Below are 21,519 nucleotides of genomic sequence, written 5' to 3'. Positions count from 1 at the left end.
GGTTTAGTAATCCCCTAAGGTCTCTTCGAGCTGCCCTAAAGCTTCTGCCAGTTGTTCGTCGTTGGGGGCAACACCATGCCATTTGTGGCTGCCCATCATGAAGTCAACACCAGCACCCATTTCGGTTTTCATCAGGTTCATGATGGGCTTTCCTTTGCCAGCCAGGCTTTTTGCTTTCTGAAGAGCAGCTAAAATGCCTGCCATGTCGTTGCCGTTCGACTCTATTACTTCCCATCCAAACGCCTCATATTTAGCACGAAGGTCACGGAGGTCGTTGATTTTGGCAGTGGGGCCGTCGATCTGCTGGCCATTCCAGTCGATAGTAGCGATCAGGTGATCCAGCTTGTGGTTGGGGGCATACATGGCTGCTTCCCATACCTGGCCTTCCTGTTGCTCGCCATCACCCATTAGCACATATACATAGCTGTCGTCCTTATTGAGCCTCTTTGCCTCAGCCGCACCAATTGCTACAGAAAGTCCCTGACCCAGTGAGCCGGAAGCAATTCTGATACCTGGCAGGTGCTCGTGTGTGGCAGGGTGCCCTTGAAGACGAGAGTTGATCTTACGGAAAGTAGCCAGTTCCTTCACAGGAAAATAACCGCTGTGGGCAAGTACGCTGTAGAAAACAGGAGAAATATGACCATTTGAAAGGAAAAACAAGTCTTCGCCTTTCGCATCCATGTTGAATTTCGGATCGTGGTTCATCTCATGGAAGTAGAGTGCTACAAAGAAATCGGTGCAGCCAAGAGAACCACCAGGGTGGCCTGACTGACATGAGTGTACCATACGAACAATGTCACGACGCACCTGCGACGCTATAGCTTTCAACTCTGCAACTGATTTCTTCTCTGCCATGGATGTTTGGTCTTAAAAATGATTACGGATTCAAAGGTAATGAATGTCGGAAAATATGGAGGGATAAAGTGGGGGAAAGTTGCGAGGGACTTCAGCTTTGCCTTAATAATTATTAGCATATCCTCATACAAATACTTAGGGTGACTTTGCGACAAAGAATCAACATTAAACAGGATTAGCAATGCGAAACTCATTGAAGGAATTGTTTGTGAAAGTTTTTTGAGTACTAGTAGCTAACAATGGTGCTACAACAATACCGAAATTATTGAATGCAAAAATGCTAAGAAGTGAGAATGGTTTTTCGGGATTGCAGTTGTCTTTCATTTCCTGAAAAACTTGTTGTAGCGCCGCATTTAGGTGAGGTTCAGATTGATCTATCATAAAGTATACACTAAAGGCATCATTTATTCTAACAACGATTCTATCAACTATGCTTTGCCTTCGATACTTCAAGTTATCTCGATTCAAGTTACAAATTGATATCGTTTTTGATCCTCTTTCGGTTAGATCAATACCTTTTATTTTCCCCTTATTGTCAAATGAAAAGCAATTTTCTGGAGTATCTATATCAGGGTGCAGTAAATATGGCCGTTCGCCAAGAAGGTATTGTGAGTCGGCTCTGCACGACGCTTTTTCAAGAGAGCCCCTGTCGAAGATTGGCAAATTAACCCGGTGCCCCATAACAGGAAATTTATTTCCTTTGCCGCCTTCAGTGTTACAGTATCTGCATGATGGCATCAAATTAGTCCATTCGTAACACAACCAGTAATAGCCAGGGTGGGTATTTACGCCAGTGACGCTTTTCTTCGGTCGGTAATGTTCAATTTCGGGTTTAAATTCAATGGACTCACAATACACACATTTGTTGTGGTAGATTTGCTTTAGCAAATCCCTTACTACGTAAGTCTTTTTTCCATTTACTATTTGCGTAGCATTATAAATACTAGCGGAAATTTTTTCTGAATTGCCAGTTCTAGCAATTTCTTCCCACTCATTATTGGCGTTTGTTAGTGGAAGAGGAGGTTGGTATAAAAACCTTCTTCGATTACCTATCATTTATTCTTTTCAGATAACGATTTAAGTAAATCTTCCTCCAGAGAAGAGCCTTTGAATTTTTTGAGTCTTTTTTGAAGCTCTTTGTTAACAACAATTTCATTGAAGGAGTCTTCCGTTCGTATTCTTGATTTTCCAGTATGGGAGGTTGGAAATATATCCTGGAGACCAAAAATTGGGGATGTCAGGATAGCGTTGGGCAAAAAGTCTTTCATCTGGCTTTCAAACTCTTCTAGTCTTTCAAGCGTAATTCCGTCGGTGGTGTTTCTATTAACTTTCAAGAAAACACTTCCAACTGGCGCCCCCAAGAGCGGAATCGGACTGTGTGTGGATGATATAAATTGTATGCCTGGAAATATCTTAGTTAAAAGGCCAGGAAGTTTTTTTTGCCATTTAGGGTGGAAATGAAGGTCAAGCTCATCGATTATCACGATTCCCTTAAGCTCTGATGGTGTGTGTATTTCAGGCTGCCGTTTGAATAGCTTTAATACCATATCTCCAACCATGGAAATAATACTCCGGTAGCCAGAGGCCAATTCCTGTAGGGCCATTTTCTCGTAAGGATTTCCTTCACTGTCCTGTTCAATATATAAGACCTTGTCAGTTTTGAAATCAACCTCAATGTCTTTCAGCCCCAACAGATCAATAAGTAGTTTTTTGACAGAAGTATATTTTGCCTTGAATTCAGAATCTTCTTGTTTGGAATACCACCTAGTGAATTGGTATTCAATATTTTCTAAAAGTGACTGTGAAGAATAAAGGCTAATTGTGGGTGATGATTTTACGTGAGAGCTTTCGATATATGTGTCAAGCCGTGAAGATCCATAACATGCTAGATATCTGAAATCGGCAGACGACCACCTTTCTTTAGAAAGAAATAACTTTCCAGATATATTTTCGTTCGCAATCCCCCACTTCTCCGAGGATCCAAAAAGCTCGGATTCAATAGAGAACTCAATTTGATTGATCTTAAAAGAGGAAATATGCTCTTCCCATCCCGCAAGTGAAGAAGCAATTGCTTGTAAAATGGAAGTTTTCCCAAAACCGTTTTCTCCAGTAAGGAAAATCCAAGGTGCACCTTCCGGAAGGCCCTCAAGACTAATTTCCTTAATTCCCTTGAAGTTTTGGAAGTGGATTTTCTTAAGTGAATATTTCCTTTGCGTTTCTATCATACCTATTGCTAAGATAACACAAGATTTGTTAACTGTGATGATGTTGATTACAGAGAACAGCCTTTATTGCTCAATTATATTCTTTTTAAAACCATTTTCTATTTTATCAAATACCAACTATACCCATTCGCCGGGACATCCACTTCCAACCTGATGCCATACTCCCTGTCGAGATCATAAGTCTTGGCCACTCCATCCCTGTCGCTGACAACTGCCCTTTGTGACAAGCCTGTATAATACAAAGGCACATAAATCTCTTTCTTAATGGGCACATCCAATGGATTGTAAACCGACAGTAGCCCTTTTTCCTCTCCACCCGGGTTCACATTTAGCCAGTAGTCGATGTCCCGCCCATCGGGCCGCCGCAGGTGAATAATGTCTCCTTCCAGTACACTGCGATGCGATTTGTACCAATTTACCCAACCTTTCACCATGGCTTTGGTTTCCTCCGTGTCATAGAGCCTGGGCCCACGGTAGCAGGCTTGTACGCCACCGCCAAGGTTGCTGGTGATCATGCCCTCGTAGTGATCGAGGTGCTCATTCAGCGGCTCGATGGTGGCAGCGGCACCACCGCCATGGTATTCCGTCAGCGGCACAAACATCCAGCCCATCGACGACCGCTTGACCCACGAGCCGTCGTAAATGTTTTGCCGGGTGTGGACGAGCTGCTGAGCACGGGGGAGGCTCCAGTTGACCTCCCGGTAGCCCATGCCTGATTTGTTAGACCCGGCGAGGTAATAATAGTCGGGCACATTGAGGTAAATACCCTGGCTGCGGCACCATTGATAGAAGTCGGAAATTACCTGGTACTGGTTCCATTGCGAGTCTTCATAGCCACGATGGCCTGGGTGATCATGAGAAGTGCAAACATCGCCAGGGTAGGAGCCGTCGTGTTCCAGTAATGTGAATCCGGTTTGCTGGTAGAAGTTGTAGAGTTTTTGGAAGTAGGCTTCTCCCCATTCGCTGCCAATACAAGGGGAGTTGCCAAAGGTGGGTGTCATGCCTTCAGGCATTACCACATCCTGCCCGTTGCCGATTTTTCTGGAAGCAAGCAGAGAATAGCCGCCAATTTCGACTCCTTTACTTTTGGCATAGTCGGCATACTTTTTCATTTCGGCCAGGTATTCCGGGCTGTTGTTTTCAATGTCAAAGCCGCTGCCAAAGGTCAGGATCACCATTTCAAATCCTACCTCGGCCGCCTGATCAATCGCTACTTTCACCCGGTCCCAGTCAGCAAAGCGGGCGTGCATCATCAGTGGGTTTTCTGTTGTCCACGGTGCCAGTGTCCGGTACATCTTTCGTTGGGCGAGGCCGTTGCGTTCTCTGTCGTAGCCATCGAACGGCATAACGAAGGTGCGGAAAGAAGTGAAGCTCTTGCCCGGTGCGATCAACTGACCTGGCCCGACTTCCGGACTCACTTTCAACAGGCAAGGCGTCAGCTTGAGATAGTTCACCTGTGTGTTGTACTCCGGATCTGGTCCCCAATGCACCACATGATGGTTGGCATCGTCGGCATCGAAGCTGGCGAATGCCATGTCTGTTTCTACGTGAATATTAGGAGTGTGTGGAAGGTATTTCCTGGCCTCAACAGCAGAGCCATCCTCTACGGCAGCAATGATTTCGCTGGTGAACCGATCCAGCGTGACTGCGGATTTGGATTGATTGTCAATGGTGATCCATTTCGCCATCACGGGAATGCCGTCGTACAATTCGTAGTGCACCGATACTTTGACAGCCCGGTTGGCGTCTTTTGCGGCAGCGTTAGTGGCCGCCTGGTTGTAGTCGCCATAGGCAGCAAAATGGGTGACATGCAGTCTCACCAGCTCTCCTAAGTCATCTTTATTGTCTGTTGCCTGCCCTTTGGCATCCATCTTTCCAATTCGGACGCTTGTTGGTTTTCCCTTTTGCGGTGCCAGCTTTTCTACCAGGCGCCAGGTTTCGTTGGGAATTTTGGCTTCACAATAGATGCCGGTATCATCCCATCGGATGCGCAAGCTGACCGCCCCGTTAAACTCAGGGTTCACTCTTTCGCCAGCTATCTTAGTTTCTTTCTCTCCATCCCAAACAGAGAATAGTGACCTTCCCTGGTCGTTGACATGGCCGCCAGGTGTCAGGGAAAATTTGATGGTGCGGTCAGGGTAAACCAGGGCCAGACCTGGTGCCCAGTCGCCGCTTCGATCCGTACCGGGGTCGATTGTTGCTTCCACCAGATGCACATCTCCTGTTAGGCTACGTTCTGCAAAGATGCTGGTGTTCTGTGGTGTGTAAATCTCACCGACTTTTCCTTCGTTGATAAAAGAGCTTCTGGGGTGAGCCTTCGAAACAGTTGTCTTCCATGCTGCATCCAGGGCTTTGAAATCAGTTGCCATCAATTGCTTTCTGCCATAGTCGCTGGGCAACGACTTTCCCGATTGAACCAGCTCATCAGGTAAGGGCATGCGGTAGTCCATTCGGAGATGCACACCTTTTGGAGGCCAGTCGAGGTTTGCCGTATGATGCCTGACCTGCTTCCACTCAAAAGGAGCTTTGGGCTGGCTTACTTCGTAGCCGGTAAACTGCAGCGAGGCTTGATCGTTGGTCAACTGGTCGATCCATTCCCTGCGCAGGTAAGCATAGTTAGGCTGCCCTTTGAGGCCACCTACTGCGTAGGTGATACCGTCGATGGTGATTTCAGCCTCGGGTTTTACACCTCGCAGAAGACTTTCTCCTGTTATCAGGTTATCGAGGCCTACCGTGGCTGCGTTGGGCGCTAAACGGAAGGTGCGCCGGATGAGACCGTTCGAAATAGCAATTTCTTTCGGCGACTGCCCCTGATATACATCTGCTTTAAAAGCTGAATTGTCCAGCAGCCAGTCGGTGAGTGGCTTGGGTGGTCTGGCAGGTTCGGCTCCCATCGCCGTTTGAGCTTCTGCCAAAAAGAAGTGTAGCGCTAATATGAAAGTTAGTACAATGCCTTTATAGAAATAGGTGCTTTTAAACATGCCAAGTGTAGTTTTTCCGTCGGGAATCTACACTTTTTTCTTTTTACAAAAGATCTTCCAGGTTGGGTATGAAAACGATTCGCTCTTGTCCACCCATTCCCCCACCCAATTGTATCCTTCGTTGCAGATGTCAGAAAAAGTCAGTCTATAGAAGCCGGGATTCCCCTGGGGCGATGGCTGCTCCCTATACAAAATGATTTTATCTCCTTTTCTATTACCGTACCAGGCACGCAATGAGGGAGTGGCGACGGTGGAGTAGTAATGAACGTTCCATCTGGCACTGTCGGTGCTATACTGCCTGATGCTACCGGAATGAAGTCCGTCTGCTTTAGTAGTTTCGTCCTGCACAGCCATCCCATTCATGATATATTTAAACACCCAGGTCATCTGAACCGTGGCGGCCCAGGTATTTGGATCGATCCGGCTGACAGATTTGCAATCGCAGGAGCCAATCAATTCCTGGTAGTCCCGGATTTCCTTTGGAGCGTTGGGGTTCGGTAACCCTTAAGGATTTGCGGCTGTTGGCAGATAGTCAAATTGCTGCGCCTGCAATTGAAAGCCGCCAACCGATAAAGCAATGAGTAAGAGTTTTTTCATGCCCCAAACAAGGCAGAATTGTGGTAACCACGATGTTTAATGCAGTTAAGGGCTGGGATTTTGCAGTAAGCCAAGCCAGTCTCCCTTCGTCATCGACTGAAGGAAACCATTGCCTTCCTTCACCAGATCACCTGCCAGATTTGCCTTGTTTTGCTGCAACTGTTGAATTTTCTCCTCTACCGTGTTCCGGCAGATGAGGCGAATGGCAATCACCTTTTTGTCCTGACCGATCCGGTAGCTGCGGTCGATGGCCTGGTCTTCGACGGCTGGATTCCACCATGGGTCGACGAGAAACACATAGTCGGCTTCGGTGAGGTTGAGACCTGTGCCTCCCGCTTTCAGGCTGATCAGGAATACCCTCGTGTGGACGTCCTTTTGAAACTGGCTGACTACTTCTTCCCGGTTGGTGGTGCTGCCGGTGAGCATAGTGTAGCCAATGTGCTCATTGGTAAGCTCTTTCTCGATCAGGTTCAGCATCGAAACGAACTGCGAGAACACCAGCACCTTATGATCGCCTGTGATATTGCGAAGCTGTTCCATCAGTGTGTCAATTTTCGCTGAGCTGTCTCCATACTCTTTTTCCTCCCCAAGCAGCAGGGGCGAGTTGCAAATCTGACGAAGCTGGGTGATGCCCTTGAGGGCATACATGGGTTTCTTTAGCAGTTGTTCGTTGTTGGTTGATTCAATCAGATCCCGAAGTTCTTTCTCACGGGCATCGTAGGTTTTTCGTTGCTCGGCTTCCATGTCGCAGTAGAGTACCATTTCTGTTTTTTCAGGTAGCTCTGTTGCCACTTCTTTCTTAGTCCGGCGGAGTATGAAAGGACTGATGCGCTGCTGCAAGTCCAGCATGCTATGCTTGTGCTGGAACTTGTCGATGGCCATGGCATAGGTGTTGCGAAAGTAGGTGCGGGAGCCAAGCAGGCCGGGGCAGGCAAACGATAATTGGGCGTACAAATCGAAGCTGTGATTTTCCAGTGGGGTGCCTGTAAGAATGACCCTGTTTTTAGACTTCAGCATGCGGGCGGCCTTATTGCGCTGCGAAGCCAGGTTCTTAATGTTGTGCGACTCGTCGAGAAAGGCGTAGTGAAACTGGTACTTTCTCAGGTAGGTAATGTCATTGACGAGCGTATGGTAAGTGGTGATGACGAGGTCATGCTCTTTGAATTTGGGAATTATCCGAAGCCTGTGAGGGCCATGGAACGAGACGGCTTTCAGGGTGGGGGCAAAGCGCTCGATTTCATTGTGCCAGTTGTGGATCACCGAAGTGGGCGCCACCAAAATGTGGGTGGAGGAGCCATGCTTTTCTTTCAAAGCCAGGATAAAGGCAATGATCTGGATGGTTTTTCCCAGCCCCATGTCGTCGGCCAGGCAACCGCCGAAGTTGAATTCATCGAGGACATTGAGCCACGTCAAACCTTGAAGCTGATAGGGTCTTAATGTGGCTTTGAGAGCAGTTGAAGGCTTTGCCGGCGTAACCTTGCCAATGCTTGAGAGCTTCTGCCGGTAGCCGCTTACTTCCTGCTGGGTTTCTTCGTCCAGCATAAACCTTTCAAAAAGCTGATTAACAGATTCGAAGTTGATTTTTGGCACCTGCACCACGTCGTCGACAATGGTGCCTGCCGCAAAGTAGCTTTCGAACTTTTGCAACCACTCTTCAGGCAGCACCCCCAGCGTCCCGTCGTCCAGCGTTACGTATCGGTTCTGGTTCTTTACAGCCTTGTGGATTTGTTTGAGCGAAGCTTTCTTTCTGCCAAACTTTGCCTCTATCCGGGTATTGAACCAATTGAGTCCGCTGCTGACCTGAATTGAAATGTTAACTGGTTCGGGGTTTACGTCGATCCCTTTTAGCTGGCTGAAACCAAGCACTTCCAGCCCTTCCGCCTTCCATTCTTCGTAGGCCTTCAGAAACCAGCCGTCTTGTACAAACCTGGTTTTGTGCAGGTAAAAGTAAAGCAGTGGATTGTCGACCTGCTCCTTGAAAAGCGGATGCTGCCGGATGAGGCGGGAAACAAAGGCTTCCTCCATGGCGGTGTCCCTCTCCAGTATCACGGGGTTTCCCTCCACGTCCTCCACGTAGATTTGCTTAGTGGTCAGCACAGGGATCTCGGTTTTTCCGTACCTCACTACCGGATCAATCACGATATAGTCGCCGAAGTCGGACAGGTAAATAAGGCGGCTTGCCTGACTTTTTTCATCTACCACCGCCCTGGCCGTTTCCATGTACTCATGTATTACTTCTACATGGTTTTCCATTTGCGACAGCACGTCTTTTTGAAACCGAACAAACGCTGCATGAGGCAGGCGCAGACCGTCTTCGTATTTCCTGAAGTACGACAGCACTTTTAAGGCATCGGCATTTTCCGCCATCAACCATTGCTGATCAGTTGTGACGAACCTGTCGAACCTGACGGCTAGCCTGCTTGTGGGAGTGAAAGCTCCTTCGACAAACACCTCGGGTCTTACATGATAGACATCATTTTCCATCGAAATCCTGACCAGCACCCGGACATCGGCTTCTCTCAGAGTGATTTTGGAGACCGACCTGGCACTTACCTTTTCAGAAACAGAAGCATCGTGCTGATAAAAGGAGTAGTGCAGCGGATTGTTGACGATGGCCCTGATGGCCTCCAGGTCCGTGAGGGTGGGCTCATAAAATGCCTGAAAGCGGGCAATGGCTGCATAAAACCTGAGCACCTCCGGATTTTGCGATTGCCACATGCTGTCAAGTGGATTGAGCACAGTGAGCGGATTTTTCAGCTCTCTGCTTTGAGTAAGGCCGCCACGTACCAGCTGTGCACTGAACAGGTTGTAGTACCTGTGAGAGCCCAGCACAACGATAGTTTTAGAGCCGCCAGTTTCCCAGGTGCCCGACTGCTCCGCCGACAGGTACTTGTCGAGAGCAACCCCGCCGGGCCTGCTTTCCCCCTTGAAGTCTTCAAAGGGTTTGCTGCTTGTTGCAATCTTATTTTCGTCAGGCTTTTTTTCCATGTGCTCTTGGGCACACAATATGCCACATCAAGTTGAAAGATGATTAACCCTTTAGTAAAAGTTTTACCTGACCTCATTCACCTCCAGCACCACGCTTGTTCGGTTCAGGTTCACCAGGGGATTGAAGCCCAAAGTATTCCTTTTCTGGACGATAACGTCATCGTCCTCGTTTGCAACGTGGACGCAAAAGACCTGCGATTTCTTTGCAGACCAATAATGCCCTACCTCACCTCATTCACCTCCAGTACCACGCTTGTTCGGTTCAGATTCACCAGCGGATTGAAGCCCACTTTCATCAAAAAGTCTCCCGAATACACCTTTTCCGGGTTGAGCCAGGATCTGGCGCCCGGATACAGGTTGATCTCTTTCACCTGATACTTTTTGCTTGGATCCAGGCCGTTGAGCTTAATTGGCTCCACACTGGTTTGGAGCCGCTGGCGGTAGTTGACCAAATAGTTGAAAATGATCGCCCTGGTTTTGTCAGGCTTCACATACATGATGGAGGCCATGTCATTGTCATGTGGGTTCATCAGGCGATACTGGTCGCCGTGCCACACCATGTCTTTGAAACCGTGGTAGTTGGCCACAGCCTCCTTGGCAAACTGCATGTCTTTTTCGTTTAGCTCACCTGCCACGATGTCGAAGCCTAGTTTGCCCATACTGGCTACGTCGGTTCTAAACTTGAGCGGCTGCTTGCCCCAGTCTGTCACGTGGTTGTCGACGGCGATAGCAGGGAAAAAGTAGGAGTAGTCCCACTGCATAAAGATTCTTTCCAACGGATCAGTGTCGTCGCTAGGCCAGAATTCAGTGAAGTATTTAAGCAGTTCGTAGTCGCCCCGACCGCCACCGCCCGAGCAAAGCATCATAGGCACTTTGGGATATTTAGCCCTGATGCGCTCCAGTACCTTGTAGAGGCCATGTACATACTCCACATAAAGATGCGACTGAGGCAGCCCTTTTTTGTCGAGATAGGCTGAGTAAGCGTTGTAGATCACAGCATTGCAATCCCATTTGATAAAGGCCAGGTCAGGGTTTTTCGTAAAGAGCCCATCTACTACACCATACACAAAGTCTTGCACTTCTGGGTTCGACAGGTCCAGCACCAACTGATTCCGATAGGATACCTCAGGTCTGTCTGGCTGACGGATCACCCAGTCGAGGTGGTTTTCGTATAGCTCACTTTTCGGACTTACCATTTCTGGCTCTATCCAGATACCGAATTTGATTCCTTCTTTGGCGGCTTCCTGCACTAAATGGCCGATGCCGTGAGGCAGCTTCTTCACGTTCTCCTGCCAGTCACCCAGGCCAGTTTTGTCATCATTCCGGGGGTATTTGTTGGCAAACCAACCGTCGTCGAGTAGGAACAGGTCAACGCCCAGGTTCCTGGCGTCTTTGAAGAGAGAAGTGATCTTGTCTTCATCGAAATCAAAGTAAGTAGCCTCCCAGTTGTTCAGCAGGGTCAAGCGCTCTCCTTCGCCGTCTAGCACCCGGTATTTTCTTGCCCAGCTGTGCAGGTTGCGGCTAGCTTCACCAGTGCCGTTGTTGGAAACGGCATAGATGAGAGAGGCTGTTTTGAATGTCTGATTGGGAACCAGCGAATACTCAGATGCATAGGGATTGATGCCGGAAATGAACCGCAGGTTTTCGTAAGGATCTACTTCAAACTCCATCTTGAAGTTGCCACTCCAGGCCAGCTGACCCAGCATCACGAGCCCGTCATTCTCCGAAGCTGGTTGTCCAAACGATAAAATGAAATTGGGTGACTGCAAGAGCATTGCCCTTGCGCCCAGTTTAGTCTCTATCGACCGCATGCCTCGTTCCAATTTGGTTTCGGTGGGTTGCATTTCTTTGGCCCATTGACCCTGATAAGTGGTGAGGTAGAAGTCCTTGTTAGAGAAATAGAGATCGGCAGAGGCATACTTTTCATGTAGCACCGGTTTTTTCTCCGTGTGTTTGATCTCTGTCCATTGCTCAATCACATTTTCCTTTTTCCAGACTTTGTAGAACAGCGTTACGTTGAACGGGTACTTCGGATCTCTTAGTTGAATGCTTGTGAGGGAAGTGTTGTCGTCAATCCGCTCCCTTTTGTGGGTTACATATTTCAACTCCAGCGAGGCATTTCCATCACTATGTTTCACCTGAATGGCAGGCTCCACCAGGTTCCAGGTGCCTGCGGGGGTGTAAGCTGCATTGTGGATGCCAATATTGTCGTCATCCAGCCGGGTCAGGCTGGAGATAGCCGAATAGTCGCTTTCGTTGGTCAGAGGTTCGCCGAAGTAAACGGTTCTTAACCTGCTCTCGCTATCCGTTTGTAGCACGATAACGTTGCTGCCGGTTTCTATGGGAATGGTGACAGTTTGTGCCGAAAGGCTGACGACCGCCAGCATCGAACCAATGGTCAGGAATGTCTTGTGAATGGCAGGTAGGTGATGTGTTTTTCTCATTTCTTCAACTTTCTGGAATAAAGGATAAGATTAGAAAATAGTTGGAGGTAAGTCAAAGCAAAGTGTGATTTAGTGGACATGGAGGTTATGCAATGCAGCACTCACGGGCTTGGATATCAAGTGATATTCGATTATATTTACATGTTACTACTTAGTAACATAATATTCAACTACTTTTGGAAGCTCAAGCAACTGATAAAGAAACCGAAATCTGGAAAGCCCTGGCCGACCCGGCTCGCAGGCGCCTGATGGATTTGGTAAGGGAGTCGCCAAAGACGACGGGCGAACTCGTGGAAGAGTTTGAATCCATTGGAAGGTGTGCTGTCATGAAACACCTTTCGGTTTTGCAAGACGCCAAACTTATCTTACCGAAGAAGCAGGGGAAGTTTCGCTGGAACTATATCAACGCAATTCCGCTACATGAAGTATATGAACGTTGGGTGAAAAAGTACGAAGCGCAGTGGGCTACTAATTTGCTTCAGCTGCGTGAGCTGGCTGAGTACAAAGAGGATATTGATGATTTAACTAACGACTTGCTTATGAACGAGCCAACCAAACCTGTCAATATCAGACTAGAGGTGCCGATTGATGCCAGCATTAACAGCGTGTGGGAATGCCTGATCAAAGACATTGGACTCTGGTGGAGAAAGGACTTCTACACCAGTCCGAAAACAAAGGCGTTTATCCTTGAACCCAAAGTGGGAGGGAGGATGTACGAAGACTATGGTAATGATGAAGGGCTACTTTGGTACACGGTGATTGTGCTCAATGCCCCCCATCACCTCGAATTGCAGGGGCACCTCACTCCGGATTATGGGGGGCCAGCCATCACGTTTCTCAAGATCACGCTGAAAGAGGACGGCAGCAAGACCATGCTGACCTTGTCGGATACACTAATGGGAGACGTATCAGCGAAAGCAAAGGGACAAATTACCGAGGGCTGGAAGCTGCTTTTCGAGGAGGGATTCAAAAACTATGTAGACAACAAATCATGAAAAGCATTCTATTAAGCATAGCCTTATTTGCATGCGTGTCGGCCACAAATGCACAAAATGAAGAACTTTTGAGGGTTTTCAAAGACCAGGTGGCGGCCTTCAACGAGGGTGACGTTGATCGGCTGACCGCAAATGTCACTGACGATTTTAAGTGGTTTTCACTCACAGCTGATACGCTTTTGCTCGAAGTGGAGGGAAAAGAGAATTTCAGGCAAAGTATGAAGTATTACTTTTCTGCAGGGCAAAAATCAGTCTCGACCATTGAACAATATGCGGTCGACGGCGAGCGGATCAGCTTCAGAGAAGTGGTCAGCCATCAAAACAAAGCGGGCGAAACAGTCTCCTCTTCTGCCATGGGCATCTACCAGATTCAAAACGGCAAGATTAGCCGGGCGTGGTATTTTATTGACTAGTCAATCCCCAGGTTTTGTTAGGCTTGTTGGATAATGTTAACCTAAGCTCTCCACCGCTTGCGAAGAGTTCATGTGGAAAGTTGAACTTTGTCCAGTCTTTGTCGTTCAGGGAAGCTCTTTGAATGTAGATGTTGTCCGGCGAGTTGTTTTCTGTACTGATCGTGAAAGTTTTGCCGGCATAGTATTTCGGATATGATATTGTTCCGTGACCTTCTCGTTTAAAGAAGGCTAACCTCGAGTAAACACAAGCACCTCATGCCTCACACACGTTTTGCATGATGCGCTTGTGTTGTTGTGTTTTTTTACTTAGTTTTGGAAGGATATAAAAAAAGAAAGCCGCTACCAGTCGTGAGAAACTTTTGTAGCGGCCTTCAAGCCTTAAAAGGACTATTGGAACTCTGAATTTTCGGAGTTTCCAGCCCCTTTTATTGTTTAAAAATAAGGATTGTATGCGATAAATACAATATTATGGATGAAAATGAGATTAAGAACCTAATATCTGCTTTAGAAGCAGAGGAAGCAGATTTGGAAAGCCAACTTGCAGAAGTTGCTAGTATTCTGAAGAGGCAGCGTGAGAAACTAATACTTATTAAGGAGAGAAATAGGACTAGTGCCGTTTCTCCTGATGAATTACAGCGAAAGACTTTTACCAACCTTTTAACAAAAGTTACACATCCGAACTTTCCATCCCAAGAGCATTTACACGATCAAATAGAGTTCGTTATGCGGGAATTAGGGAGATCGGTAAGGAAGAATGATGTGGTTAAAAAATATGAAGAGCTTTCACCTGAAGCTAACAGTATTGAATGGACTCTTCGTAAAATGAGAAAAGATGAGAAAATAATTGCAGTGAAATTCAATGGTAATCAAATATTCTATCTACTGCCTGAATGGGTAACGATGGTTGACGGAAAAAAGGCTATCAAAGAGCAGTACAGACCTTCTAAAAAAGATCTTCCTACGGGATACAACACATTAGAATGGATATAAGAAAAAAGGAGCCATTTCAAGGCTCCTATGAGATGTCAAGCAAGGGGTCAATTCAGGTTTCATTTGCCTGTTTGCGATGGAGTGTAGTAAACTCTAACCCTTGTTTTTCCCTCTTAGCTGCTGCCAGTTAATACAGTAGCTAGGCTGAAAGTCCCGCTGCAACGGGCTAAACAGGGTTGGTCAACTTCATTGTTAGCCAGCCTTGTTTTATTTACAAAGCTAAAAAGATTAATTATATCTTTTGCCAAGAACCCATCCTTTATTAAAGTAACTAACTGAATATCTGTCAGATGTGTAAAAACTGCCCTTGTTTTTATCCGTGACAAAATAGCTAAAAGCGGAGTTAACACTTATTCCTTCCCCCAGCCTTTATTAGGCTCTTTTGATAGCGTGAGCCTAAGTTCGCCTCCTTGCGAAAACACTTCATGCGGGAAGCTGAATTTTGTCCAGTCTTTGTCGTTCAGGGTAGCTTTTTGAATGTAGAAGTTGTCATCTGAGTTGTTTTCTGTACTGATCGTGAAAGTTTTGCCGGCATAGTATTTCGGATCAAGCTGAATTTCAACTTTATCGAATATTGGTGTGGTGATGTCGTAAGAAGAATTGACCGATGCACCGCCATCCATTTGGAACAACCCGATGGCCATGAGTACACCCAGGGCACCCATTTGTCCCTGGTCTTCGTCACCGTTGTAGCCGCCATAAGGGCTGATATCTGAGAAGGTAATTTCCTTTACTTCACGCACCCACTTTTGAGAAAGCCAGGGCGCTCCCGCATGATTGAACAGGTGGGCCATTTGGCAGGAAGGCTGATTTTCGTAGTCTACCCAGCTTTCGGCGTGCTTGCCATGGTCGGTGATAAACTTGTTGGGCTTCGCTTTAATGAAACAACTGTCTACATATTGAGCATACTTGTCTGCGCCGCCAAATAACGCCGCCAGCCCTTTCAGGTCGTGGGGCACGTAGTTGGTGTAGATAGCCGAGTTGCTTTCCACAAAACCTAAGGTGTTGAATCCTTCGCCGATGGGCGTAAAGTTGTCAATCCAGGTTCCGTCTATGTTTTTAGGGTGAATAAAATGCGTCTCGGGGTTCCAAAGGTTTTTGTAATTCTGAGAACGCTTGTCAAAGAACTCGTAGTCTTTTGTTTTCCCCAAAGCGGTGGCCAGCAGGGCCAGGCACCAGTCCTGATAGGCATATTCCAGTGTCATGGCAGCGCCGTCTTTATGGCCACCCGGCCCAGGTATGCCTTCAGGCACATAGCCTCGCTGTACGTAATAATTCATACCGCCGCCCTGCGGATTGTCACGATGCTCGTAGCCTGCCCGGTCTCTGATGCCTCCCGGGAAAGCGTTTTTGCGTAGGCCTTCGTAGGCTTTCGCCACGTCATAGTTTCGGATGCCTTTATTGTAGGCAGTAGCAAAAAAAGAAACGGCCGGGTCGCCAATCATTACATAAGTATAGTTGCCGCCGGAAGGCCCCCGTGGGATGAGCCCACCGTAACGGTACATCTCCACCATGCTGGCGCAGAACTCATTCATGATTTCAGGGTAGGCCATCGACCAGAGCACATTCAGTGTCCAGTGGCTGCCCCACCAGGCGTCGAAATTGTACTGGTTGTGTTTCGGCTTTTTGTTTTCATCCAGCGCCACCTGCCGAACGACCGGCTTTGGCCCGGTCATGTCGCAGTATCTGCCGTCTACGTCGCTCACAATGCGGCGGCCGAGCAGTGAGTGCCACAGGTCGGTGTAGAATTTGATTTTCTGCTTTTCGGTGCCACCATCTATTTTGATTTTGCTCAGGTAGCCATTCCATTCACTTCTGGATGCTGACACCACTTGTTCAAAATTCCAGTGAGGTAGCTCGGTATCCATATTGAGCCGGGCCTGCGCTGTGCTGGTGTAGGAAATGGCCACTTTCATTTGTACCGTTTTCGATTGCTTCCTTTCAAACCTAACGTACGCCCCCACTTCCTTTCCATGTATTTGGTCTACTTTTCCGGTCCTGAGTTTTCCTTTTTCCCATGCCCCAAATGAGGAGATCGGCTGCTCAAAACGAGCAATAAAGTAGACGTAGGTAGGCTTTGGGCGTCGGTTGGTAGGCGCCATGATGCTGTAACCTTCAATTTCATAGTCGCTTATTTTCACCACTTTGGCCGAGTCCATGGCACCGTGACCCAGGAATGCACCCACATCGAAAATAATGTCCTTGTTGACATGGGCCGGATAGGTGTATTTGTGAAAGCCCACCCGGGTAGTGGAGGTGAGCTCTGCTTTGATGCCGTAGTCCTTCAAAAAGACGCTGTGATAGCCGGGTATAGCTTTTTCATCATCATGGCTAAAGGCCGACTTGTAAGCTTCCATACCCAAATGCCCTTTGAACTCACCAACCGTTGGCATTACCGGTATGCCCGACATTTGCCAGGCGTGGATGTGGGAGAAGCACCGGACATACAGACTATCATATAGGTAGCCAGAATTCCAGCTTCCTTTTACCCAGGTGTCGGGGCTCAGGTTCACCATGCCAAAGGGCCGGGAGGCAGAAGAGAAGAAGAACCAGCGGGACTTGTGGGTGTCCACGAATGGGTTAACGTAGTCGACCGGCTCTTTTGTGGACTGAGAAAAGGCTGGTGCAGCACAGGTGAAGAGCAGAGCGATCAGGGAGATTCTGAAGACGAGTTTAAGCACGCTGGGTAGGTTTTGAATTTTAAAAAATCCCAATATCGGAAGTTCTGATGAATCGGAGCAATCAATATTCTATGTTGATCACCGTATTAGGCTACAAAAGTTTAGGAAACAGTAGAAAGCTGGTAGGCCTTTCGAACGTCCGTAAAAGGTCATAGACTCGCTATGCGGCGCAACTTTTGTAGTCTTTGCTCTGCCGTCTCAATTCTGATCCGCCCGATTCCACCACCAATGACTCGCTACGTAGCCCAACACCGCTACCAGGCCAACCAAACCAAAGCTGACGGCGGTCAGCGAGGCCCTCATCTCAGCGCTTATGCCGCTGTATAATCCGGGAACAGACCAGGGAAAATACTGCCCCAGGCCCACGGCGCCGACAATCTGTGAAACGATGAGCATCAGCACCACCAACCCGATAGGAGCGAGGTAGCCTTTTCCCCAGATGCCCATGAAGGAGACTGGCGTGCCAAGCAACATCACCAATAGGGTCGTGGCAAAATAGGTGTTCAGGCCGGAGGTGATCACACGGATATCGAAGTTGTCAAGGCCTAGCAAGGCGCCAACCACCAGCCCCACCAAAAGGTTAGCGACCACAAGTGCCAGGCACCACATGGCATACACGACGATTTTAGCATTGATAATGCTGCTGCGGGAAGCAGGCAACGCCAGCAGGTCTTTGGCTGTTTTGTCGGAATACTCCCTGCCAAATAGCCAGCTGGCAACGAAGCCAAACACAACCACGCCGCCTACGCCCACCACCTGGGTAAGCAGCCCGACATACGAGGGCCAATCGGCAGAAAAGTTCATCAGCTTTGCTTTTTCACTCAACGGAGAAGTTCCCATATCGCCTGCATGACCAAGGAGGAAAAGTGAAAGTCCACCCATGACCGGGCCGAGGGCAAAGGCTGCAAAGGTTACCCACACGATGGTGGAATGCCTGAGTTTTAAAAATTCGGGAGCAATAGCTCTCAATGAAGTTGTCATTTTGGTTACTGTTGAATCGTTCTTAAAAAATAGCTTTCCAGGTCTTCTTCGAAAGTAAAAAGCTTTGTAAGCCCTGCATGTCCTGCTACCACCATTTCGGCAATGCGCTCAGGCTCGCTCATCCACTGGCGATCCATGATCTCTATCTCGCTGGCAGCGTTTGTCCTGAACGGAATTCCATTTTTATGGAGCAGGTCAGCTACCCGGACATTATCGTGTGAATTCAAAATCAGCTTTCTGTCTATTTCCTCATGCAGCTGATTGGCTTCCAGCTCCTTAATCAGCGCACCGTGATGGATAATGCCGATGGTGTCGGCCACCTTGGCAATTTCGCTTAGCAGGTGACTCGAGATCAGCACGGTGGTGCCCAGTGCGCTCAGCTCCCGAAGCAGGTGGCGGATTTCGACAATACCGGCCGGGTCGAGCCCATTTACAGGCTCGTCGAGGATGAGCAGTTCGGGACTGTGCATAAGTGCCCTGGCCAGGCCGAGGCGTTGCAGGTTACCCAGGGAAAGGTGACTGGCCTGAATGTCTCTGTACCGGTCGAGCTTCAGTCGGGCAATGACTTTGTCGATTACTTCTTTGTCCTTCAGGCCATGGTACCTGTAAAAAATGTTGAGATTCTCCGCCACCGACAAGTCCGGGTAGGCACAGGTCGACTCAATCATGTAGCCCACTTTGTCCCACACCGATGCGTTGCCAGGCACTTTCTGGCCAAAGAGAGCAACACTGCCCTCCGTTGGATTGATCATGCCAAGCAGCATGCGCATGGTGGTGGTTTTTCCGGCCCCATTAAGGCCAAGGAATCCGTAGATTTTCCCCTGCGGAATCTGTAGTGACACCTGGTCGACCACAGTGGCACGTCCGTACCGCTTGGTCAGGTTGTTTGTTTCAACGATCATCATTTGTTCTTAAAACCGTTTTTTTGGATCTCCACAAACTGCCGTGCAATAGCGACCAGCTCCTCTTCGGGCAGGTTGTAGAGCTGTTTGTTGTTTTGAATGTTTTGACGGAAGTCCTGCTGATAGTGCAACTCCATGAACTCAAAAATCGAAAGCTGCGTCTGAAGCACGTGCCAGGCCAGTATTTTGCGATCAATGTCGTTTCGCAGCTGCCCGTTTTCCACATACTGATCCACCAGCTGATACATAATATCCAGGGCTTTCTGCTTCCTGATAGCCTGAATATTGCCCAGCTCCTCGGTGTTTTTCTCCCGCAGCACATTGTACAGGAAAGCGCTGACCACTCCCTGCGTTTTGTCGAAGTGCACCTTCGCCCGGAAGTGCAGAATGATCAAGTCGAAAAAGTCTTCGGGCGGTTGTTTAATAAACCCCTTGTCGTTTACCAACCGTTGCTGAACGGCGTAGTCAAGCAGGTAGAAATATAGAGACTGCTTGCTTTCAAAGTAGCGATAGAAGCTGCCTTTGGCCAGGTTCAGTTTTTTGATGATGGTGGAAAGGGAGGCCGACTGGTAATCGTTGAAGGCAAATTCTTCGAGGCAAACCCCGATGATTTCCTGCTGCCTTTCCTGTGGTAAGTTATTGAATGTTTTTAAAGCGACCATATAGTAGCGACTATATGGTCACTAACGTACCGGAACTGTTTTGGTTGCGGAAGTAAAGAAGAAAATGGCAAGACGTTAGGAGAGGTAATTCAATGTCGTTTAGTTAAGAGCACTTTACCCCTAAGGCCTAAAGGGGCCTATTAATGGTCATTGTATCGCCCTTTAGGGGCAGGGGTAAAAATGGAGTTGTGCGACGGAACCTCTTAACTAAACGACATTGGGGAGGGGTTTAGAAAATGCTCACGGCAATTTGCAGCACCAATCCAATAAAAAGCAGAATTGCCCAGGCGAGCAACTCGCCTTTCAGAATCATGAGATAGCCTCTGAAGAATCGTTTGATCATAACTAAAGATAGCTAAAACGGAGCAAAGTTCAAAAGATCAGGCTTGCGAAGGAGGTGTTTGTTAATGACTACACGGACATTTGCAGACGTTTGCGCCTGTGAGGGACTCTGATAGCATTGGCTATATGCTTTTTCATTTAACGGCTTGGATGTTGAGTTAGAAATACTTAACATTGTTAGAAATAAATAACATTATTATGAAAGCAAAAAACTTGGCCATAACAAAGTTTTCGGTGGCAGCCATTATTCTGAGTTTAATGGGCTTTTGGATATTTAAAACAACAAAACCACTTAATGAATTCGGCTATGGCATTATTGGAGTCATGCTACTAATAGTCGGATTTGTTATCTATTCGGGTATTCAGGCACTCAAGGATGCAAAATTAGGGCTGACCCCTGAGGACGAGCTTTCAAAAACGATTACTCAAAAAGCCGCTGCTACTGCTTTTCGAATTTCAATTTTTATGTGGCTTTTTGTTCTGTTTGCGTTGGATTTGTTCCCCGTTGATTCTGTAAACAAAGCCAAATTTGTCATTGCTATCGGCATGGTCGGCATGACTCTCATTTTCCTTTTTAGTCGCTTGTATCTTTCAAAAGTTGGGGTAGATGACAACCAAGATTAAAGAACTTCGTGCCAGAGATAATCTTACTCAGGTTGATCTTGCTCAAAAGGTTGGCGTGCGGAGGGAGACCATCGTCTTTCTTGAAAAGGGAAAATACAATCCGTCTCTTAAGTTGGCGTACGATATTTCGAAGGTATTTAATCTGAAAATTGAACAGGTTTTTATTATGGAATAATTGGTAAACAATCTGGGGCTTCAATTGGATAGACCGCTCGGTTAAATGAATGCGGGAGTTTTATGCATCTCGGCTCTCGCTAGCACTTAGCCACACCGGTTTAAAATTTATACATTGTGGCGAACAATCCAAGCTGAAGCTGCTACATTTGACTGGACATTAAGCTTACCCTTTAGTCTTTATTGTCCCGTTTCTATAAAGATCCAATGCGCTGTTCAGCAACTCTTCGATAGTTTCCATAGGCAGGTCTTCGTTGGGATTCACTTTGAAAATCTTCATACGGGAGCGCTCTCCGGCTTCTAATTCTGGATGGTCGAGGTGCTTTCCCTCAACAAAGAGGATATAGGGCTCTTCCGTTTTTTTATCTGTCCACAGGTAGCAAAACATCTTTTTCCTGAAACAGAAGCAGGGCATGCCCCACTTCTGCGTTTCAGTTACGTTGGTGTCCCGAGCAAGGATGATGCTGCGCAGTGCCAGCAGACAGCTCTTGTTGGGCTCTTCCTTGTTCAGGTAGTAGTTGTCAATTTCTCGCATGTTACGTCGGGTTACTTCACAGCCACTAAAAAGCCAACTTCTGCACTCGCCGGGTTTTGTGCTTTTTCGCCGAACACCTCAAGGCCTGCTAAAAATGCTCTTGTCATAGCTGATTAGCTGCCTGTAATAG

Annotated in this window: 17 protein-coding genes; 5 read left to right on the top strand and 12 right to left on the bottom strand. The window is 47.6% G+C overall.

Annotated features, from left to right (window positions below):
* Positions 1 to 3: 3 nt before the first annotated feature.
* The 7 genes from AAC052_RS14900 to AAC052_RS14870 form a co-directional block, all read right to left on the bottom strand.
* The gene (locus tag AAC052_RS14900) at positions 4 to 855 is read right to left on the bottom strand and encodes a transketolase (RefSeq protein WP_317487289.1); all 852 of its coding nucleotides are present in this window, start codon (positions 853 to 855) and stop codon (positions 4 to 6) included.
* A 165-nt stretch (positions 856 to 1,020) separates the two neighbouring features.
* Positions 1,021 to 1,911: a hypothetical protein gene (locus tag AAC052_RS14895; protein ID WP_339814201.1), complete on the bottom strand. Its 891-nt coding sequence runs from the start codon at positions 1,909 to 1,911 to the stop codon at positions 1,021 to 1,023.
* Positions 1,908 to 3,080: an AAA family ATPase gene (locus tag AAC052_RS14890; RefSeq protein WP_339814200.1), complete on the bottom strand. Its 1,173-nt coding sequence runs from the start codon at positions 3,078 to 3,080 to the stop codon at positions 1,908 to 1,910. Before AAC052_RS14890 ends, AAC052_RS14895 begins: the two co-directional genes overlap by 4 nt.
* A 98-nt stretch (positions 3,081 to 3,178) precedes the next feature.
* On the bottom strand, positions 3,179 to 6,061 hold the full coding sequence (locus tag AAC052_RS14885; protein WP_339814198.1) for a hypothetical protein: 2,883 nt from the start codon (positions 6,059 to 6,061) through the stop codon (positions 3,179 to 3,181).
* Positions 6,062 to 6,088: 27 nt separating this feature from the next.
* On the bottom strand, positions 6,089 to 6,448 hold the full coding sequence (locus tag AAC052_RS14880) for a hypothetical protein (protein ID WP_339814196.1): 360 nt from the start codon (positions 6,446 to 6,448) through the stop codon (positions 6,089 to 6,091).
* Positions 6,449 to 6,703: 255 nt separating this feature from the next.
* A complete protein-coding gene (locus AAC052_RS14875; protein ID WP_339814194.1) occupies positions 6,704 to 9,646 on the bottom strand; it encodes a DEAD/DEAH box helicase in 2,943 nt (980 codons plus the stop codon).
* 221 nt (positions 9,647 to 9,867) lie between these two features.
* Complete coding sequence (locus tag AAC052_RS14870) at positions 9,868 to 12,090, bottom strand: alpha-galactosidase (RefSeq protein ID WP_339814192.1); 2,223 nt, start codon at positions 12,088 to 12,090, stop codon at positions 9,868 to 9,870.
* Positions 12,091 to 12,266: 176 nt separating this feature from the next.
* Between AAC052_RS14870 and AAC052_RS14865 the strand changes: the two genes are divergently transcribed.
* From AAC052_RS14865 to AAC052_RS14855, 3 genes are all read left to right on the top strand, one after another.
* Positions 12,267 to 13,085, top strand: a complete 819-nt coding sequence (locus tag AAC052_RS14865) for a helix-turn-helix domain-containing protein (RefSeq protein ID WP_339814190.1) — start codon at positions 12,267 to 12,269, stop codon at positions 13,083 to 13,085.
* A complete protein-coding gene (locus AAC052_RS14860) occupies positions 13,082 to 13,498 on the top strand; it encodes a nuclear transport factor 2 family protein (RefSeq protein WP_339814188.1) in 417 nt (138 codons plus the stop codon). The genes AAC052_RS14865 and AAC052_RS14860 overlap by 4 nt, the downstream gene beginning before the upstream one ends.
* Positions 13,499 to 13,966: 468 nt before the next feature.
* The gene (locus AAC052_RS14855) at positions 13,967 to 14,488 is read left to right on the top strand and encodes a hypothetical protein (RefSeq protein WP_339814186.1); all 522 of its coding nucleotides are present in this window, start codon (positions 13,967 to 13,969) and stop codon (positions 14,486 to 14,488) included.
* 350 nt (positions 14,489 to 14,838) lie between these two features.
* Here AAC052_RS14855 and AAC052_RS14850 read toward each other — a convergent pair whose 3' ends face one another.
* From AAC052_RS14850 to AAC052_RS14835, 4 genes are all read right to left on the bottom strand, one after another.
* On the bottom strand, positions 14,839 to 17,169 hold the full coding sequence (locus tag AAC052_RS14850) for a GH92 family glycosyl hydrolase (protein ID WP_339814185.1): 2,331 nt from the start codon (positions 17,167 to 17,169) through the stop codon (positions 14,839 to 14,841).
* A gap of 198 nt (positions 17,170 to 17,367) precedes the next feature.
* Positions 17,368 to 18,150, bottom strand: coding sequence for an ABC transporter permease (locus AAC052_RS14845; protein WP_339814183.1), 783 nt, complete (start codon positions 18,148 to 18,150; stop codon positions 17,368 to 17,370).
* 5 nt (positions 18,151 to 18,155) lie between these two features.
* Positions 18,156 to 19,055, bottom strand: coding sequence for an ATP-binding cassette domain-containing protein (locus AAC052_RS14840; RefSeq protein ID WP_339814180.1), 900 nt, complete (start codon positions 19,053 to 19,055; stop codon positions 18,156 to 18,158).
* On the bottom strand, positions 19,052 to 19,714 hold the full coding sequence (locus AAC052_RS14835; RefSeq protein ID WP_339814178.1) for a TetR/AcrR family transcriptional regulator: 663 nt from the start codon (positions 19,712 to 19,714) through the stop codon (positions 19,052 to 19,054). The genes AAC052_RS14840 and AAC052_RS14835 overlap by 4 nt, the downstream gene beginning before the upstream one ends.
* A 540-nt stretch (positions 19,715 to 20,254) precedes the next feature.
* Between AAC052_RS14835 and AAC052_RS14830 the strand changes: the two genes are divergently transcribed.
* Together AAC052_RS14830 and AAC052_RS14825 are read left to right on the top strand one after the other, a co-directional pair.
* Complete coding sequence (locus AAC052_RS14830) at positions 20,255 to 20,680, top strand: hypothetical protein (protein ID WP_317487277.1); 426 nt, start codon at positions 20,255 to 20,257, stop codon at positions 20,678 to 20,680.
* On the top strand, positions 20,664 to 20,855 hold the full coding sequence (locus AAC052_RS14825) for a helix-turn-helix transcriptional regulator (RefSeq protein ID WP_317487276.1): 192 nt from the start codon (positions 20,664 to 20,666) through the stop codon (positions 20,853 to 20,855). The genes AAC052_RS14830 and AAC052_RS14825 overlap by 17 nt, the downstream gene beginning before the upstream one ends.
* Positions 20,856 to 21,020: 165 nt before the next feature.
* Here the strand turns inward: AAC052_RS14825 and AAC052_RS14820 are convergent, their stop codons facing one another.
* Positions 21,021 to 21,389 carry a DUF1801 domain-containing protein gene (locus tag AAC052_RS14820; protein WP_339814176.1) on the bottom strand — a complete coding sequence of 123 codons (369 nt, stop codon included), beginning with the start codon at positions 21,387 to 21,389 and terminating at the stop codon, positions 21,021 to 21,023.
* Between the last annotated feature and the right edge of the window lie 130 nt (positions 21,390 to 21,519).

The sequence above is a fragment of the uncultured Imperialibacter sp. genome (assembly GCF_963974565.1).
Classification (GTDB): domain Bacteria; phylum Bacteroidota; class Bacteroidia; order Cytophagales; family Cyclobacteriaceae; genus Imperialibacter; species Imperialibacter roseus.
Note: the sequence above shows the minus strand (reverse complement) of the source record. Positions and strands in the feature narration are given on the sequence as shown.

Coding starts and splice junctions, on each gene's coding strand:
- AAC052_RS14900 (WP_317487289.1), bottom strand. CDS start 855: ATGGCAGAGAAGAAATCAGTTGCAGAGTTGAAAGCTATAGCGTCGCAG.
- AAC052_RS14895 (WP_339814201.1), bottom strand. CDS start 1,911: ATGATAGGTAATCGAAGAAGGTTTTTATACCAACCTCCTCTTCCACTA.
- AAC052_RS14890 (WP_339814200.1), bottom strand. CDS start 3,080: ATGATAGAAACGCAAAGGAAATATTCACTTAAGAAAATCCACTTCCAA.
- AAC052_RS14885 (WP_339814198.1), bottom strand. CDS start 6,061: ATGTTTAAAAGCACCTATTTCTATAAAGGCATTGTACTAACTTTCATA.
- AAC052_RS14880 (WP_339814196.1), bottom strand. CDS start 6,448: ATGACCTGGGTGTTTAAATATATCATGAATGGGATGGCTGTGCAGGAC.
- AAC052_RS14875 (WP_339814194.1), bottom strand. CDS start 9,646: ATGGAAAAAAAGCCTGACGAAAATAAGATTGCAACAAGCAGCAAACCC.
- AAC052_RS14870 (WP_339814192.1), bottom strand. CDS start 12,090: ATGAGAAAAACACATCACCTACCTGCCATTCACAAGACATTCCTGACC.
- AAC052_RS14860 (WP_339814188.1), top strand. CDS start 13,082: ATGAAAAGCATTCTATTAAGCATAGCCTTATTTGCATGCGTGTCGGCC.
- AAC052_RS14855 (WP_339814186.1), top strand. CDS start 13,967: ATGGATGAAAATGAGATTAAGAACCTAATATCTGCTTTAGAAGCAGAG.
- AAC052_RS14845 (WP_339814183.1), bottom strand. CDS start 18,150: ATGACAACTTCATTGAGAGCTATTGCTCCCGAATTTTTAAAACTCAGG.
- AAC052_RS14840 (WP_339814180.1), bottom strand. CDS start 19,055: ATGATGATCGTTGAAACAAACAACCTGACCAAGCGGTACGGACGTGCC.
- AAC052_RS14835 (WP_339814178.1), bottom strand. CDS start 19,714: ATGGTCGCTTTAAAAACATTCAATAACTTACCACAGGAAAGGCAGCAG.
- AAC052_RS14830 (WP_317487277.1), top strand. CDS start 20,255: ATGAAAGCAAAAAACTTGGCCATAACAAAGTTTTCGGTGGCAGCCATT.
- AAC052_RS14825 (WP_317487276.1), top strand. CDS start 20,664: ATGACAACCAAGATTAAAGAACTTCGTGCCAGAGATAATCTTACTCAG.
- AAC052_RS14820 (WP_339814176.1), bottom strand. CDS start 21,389: ATGCGAGAAATTGACAACTACTACCTGAACAAGGAAGAGCCCAACAAG.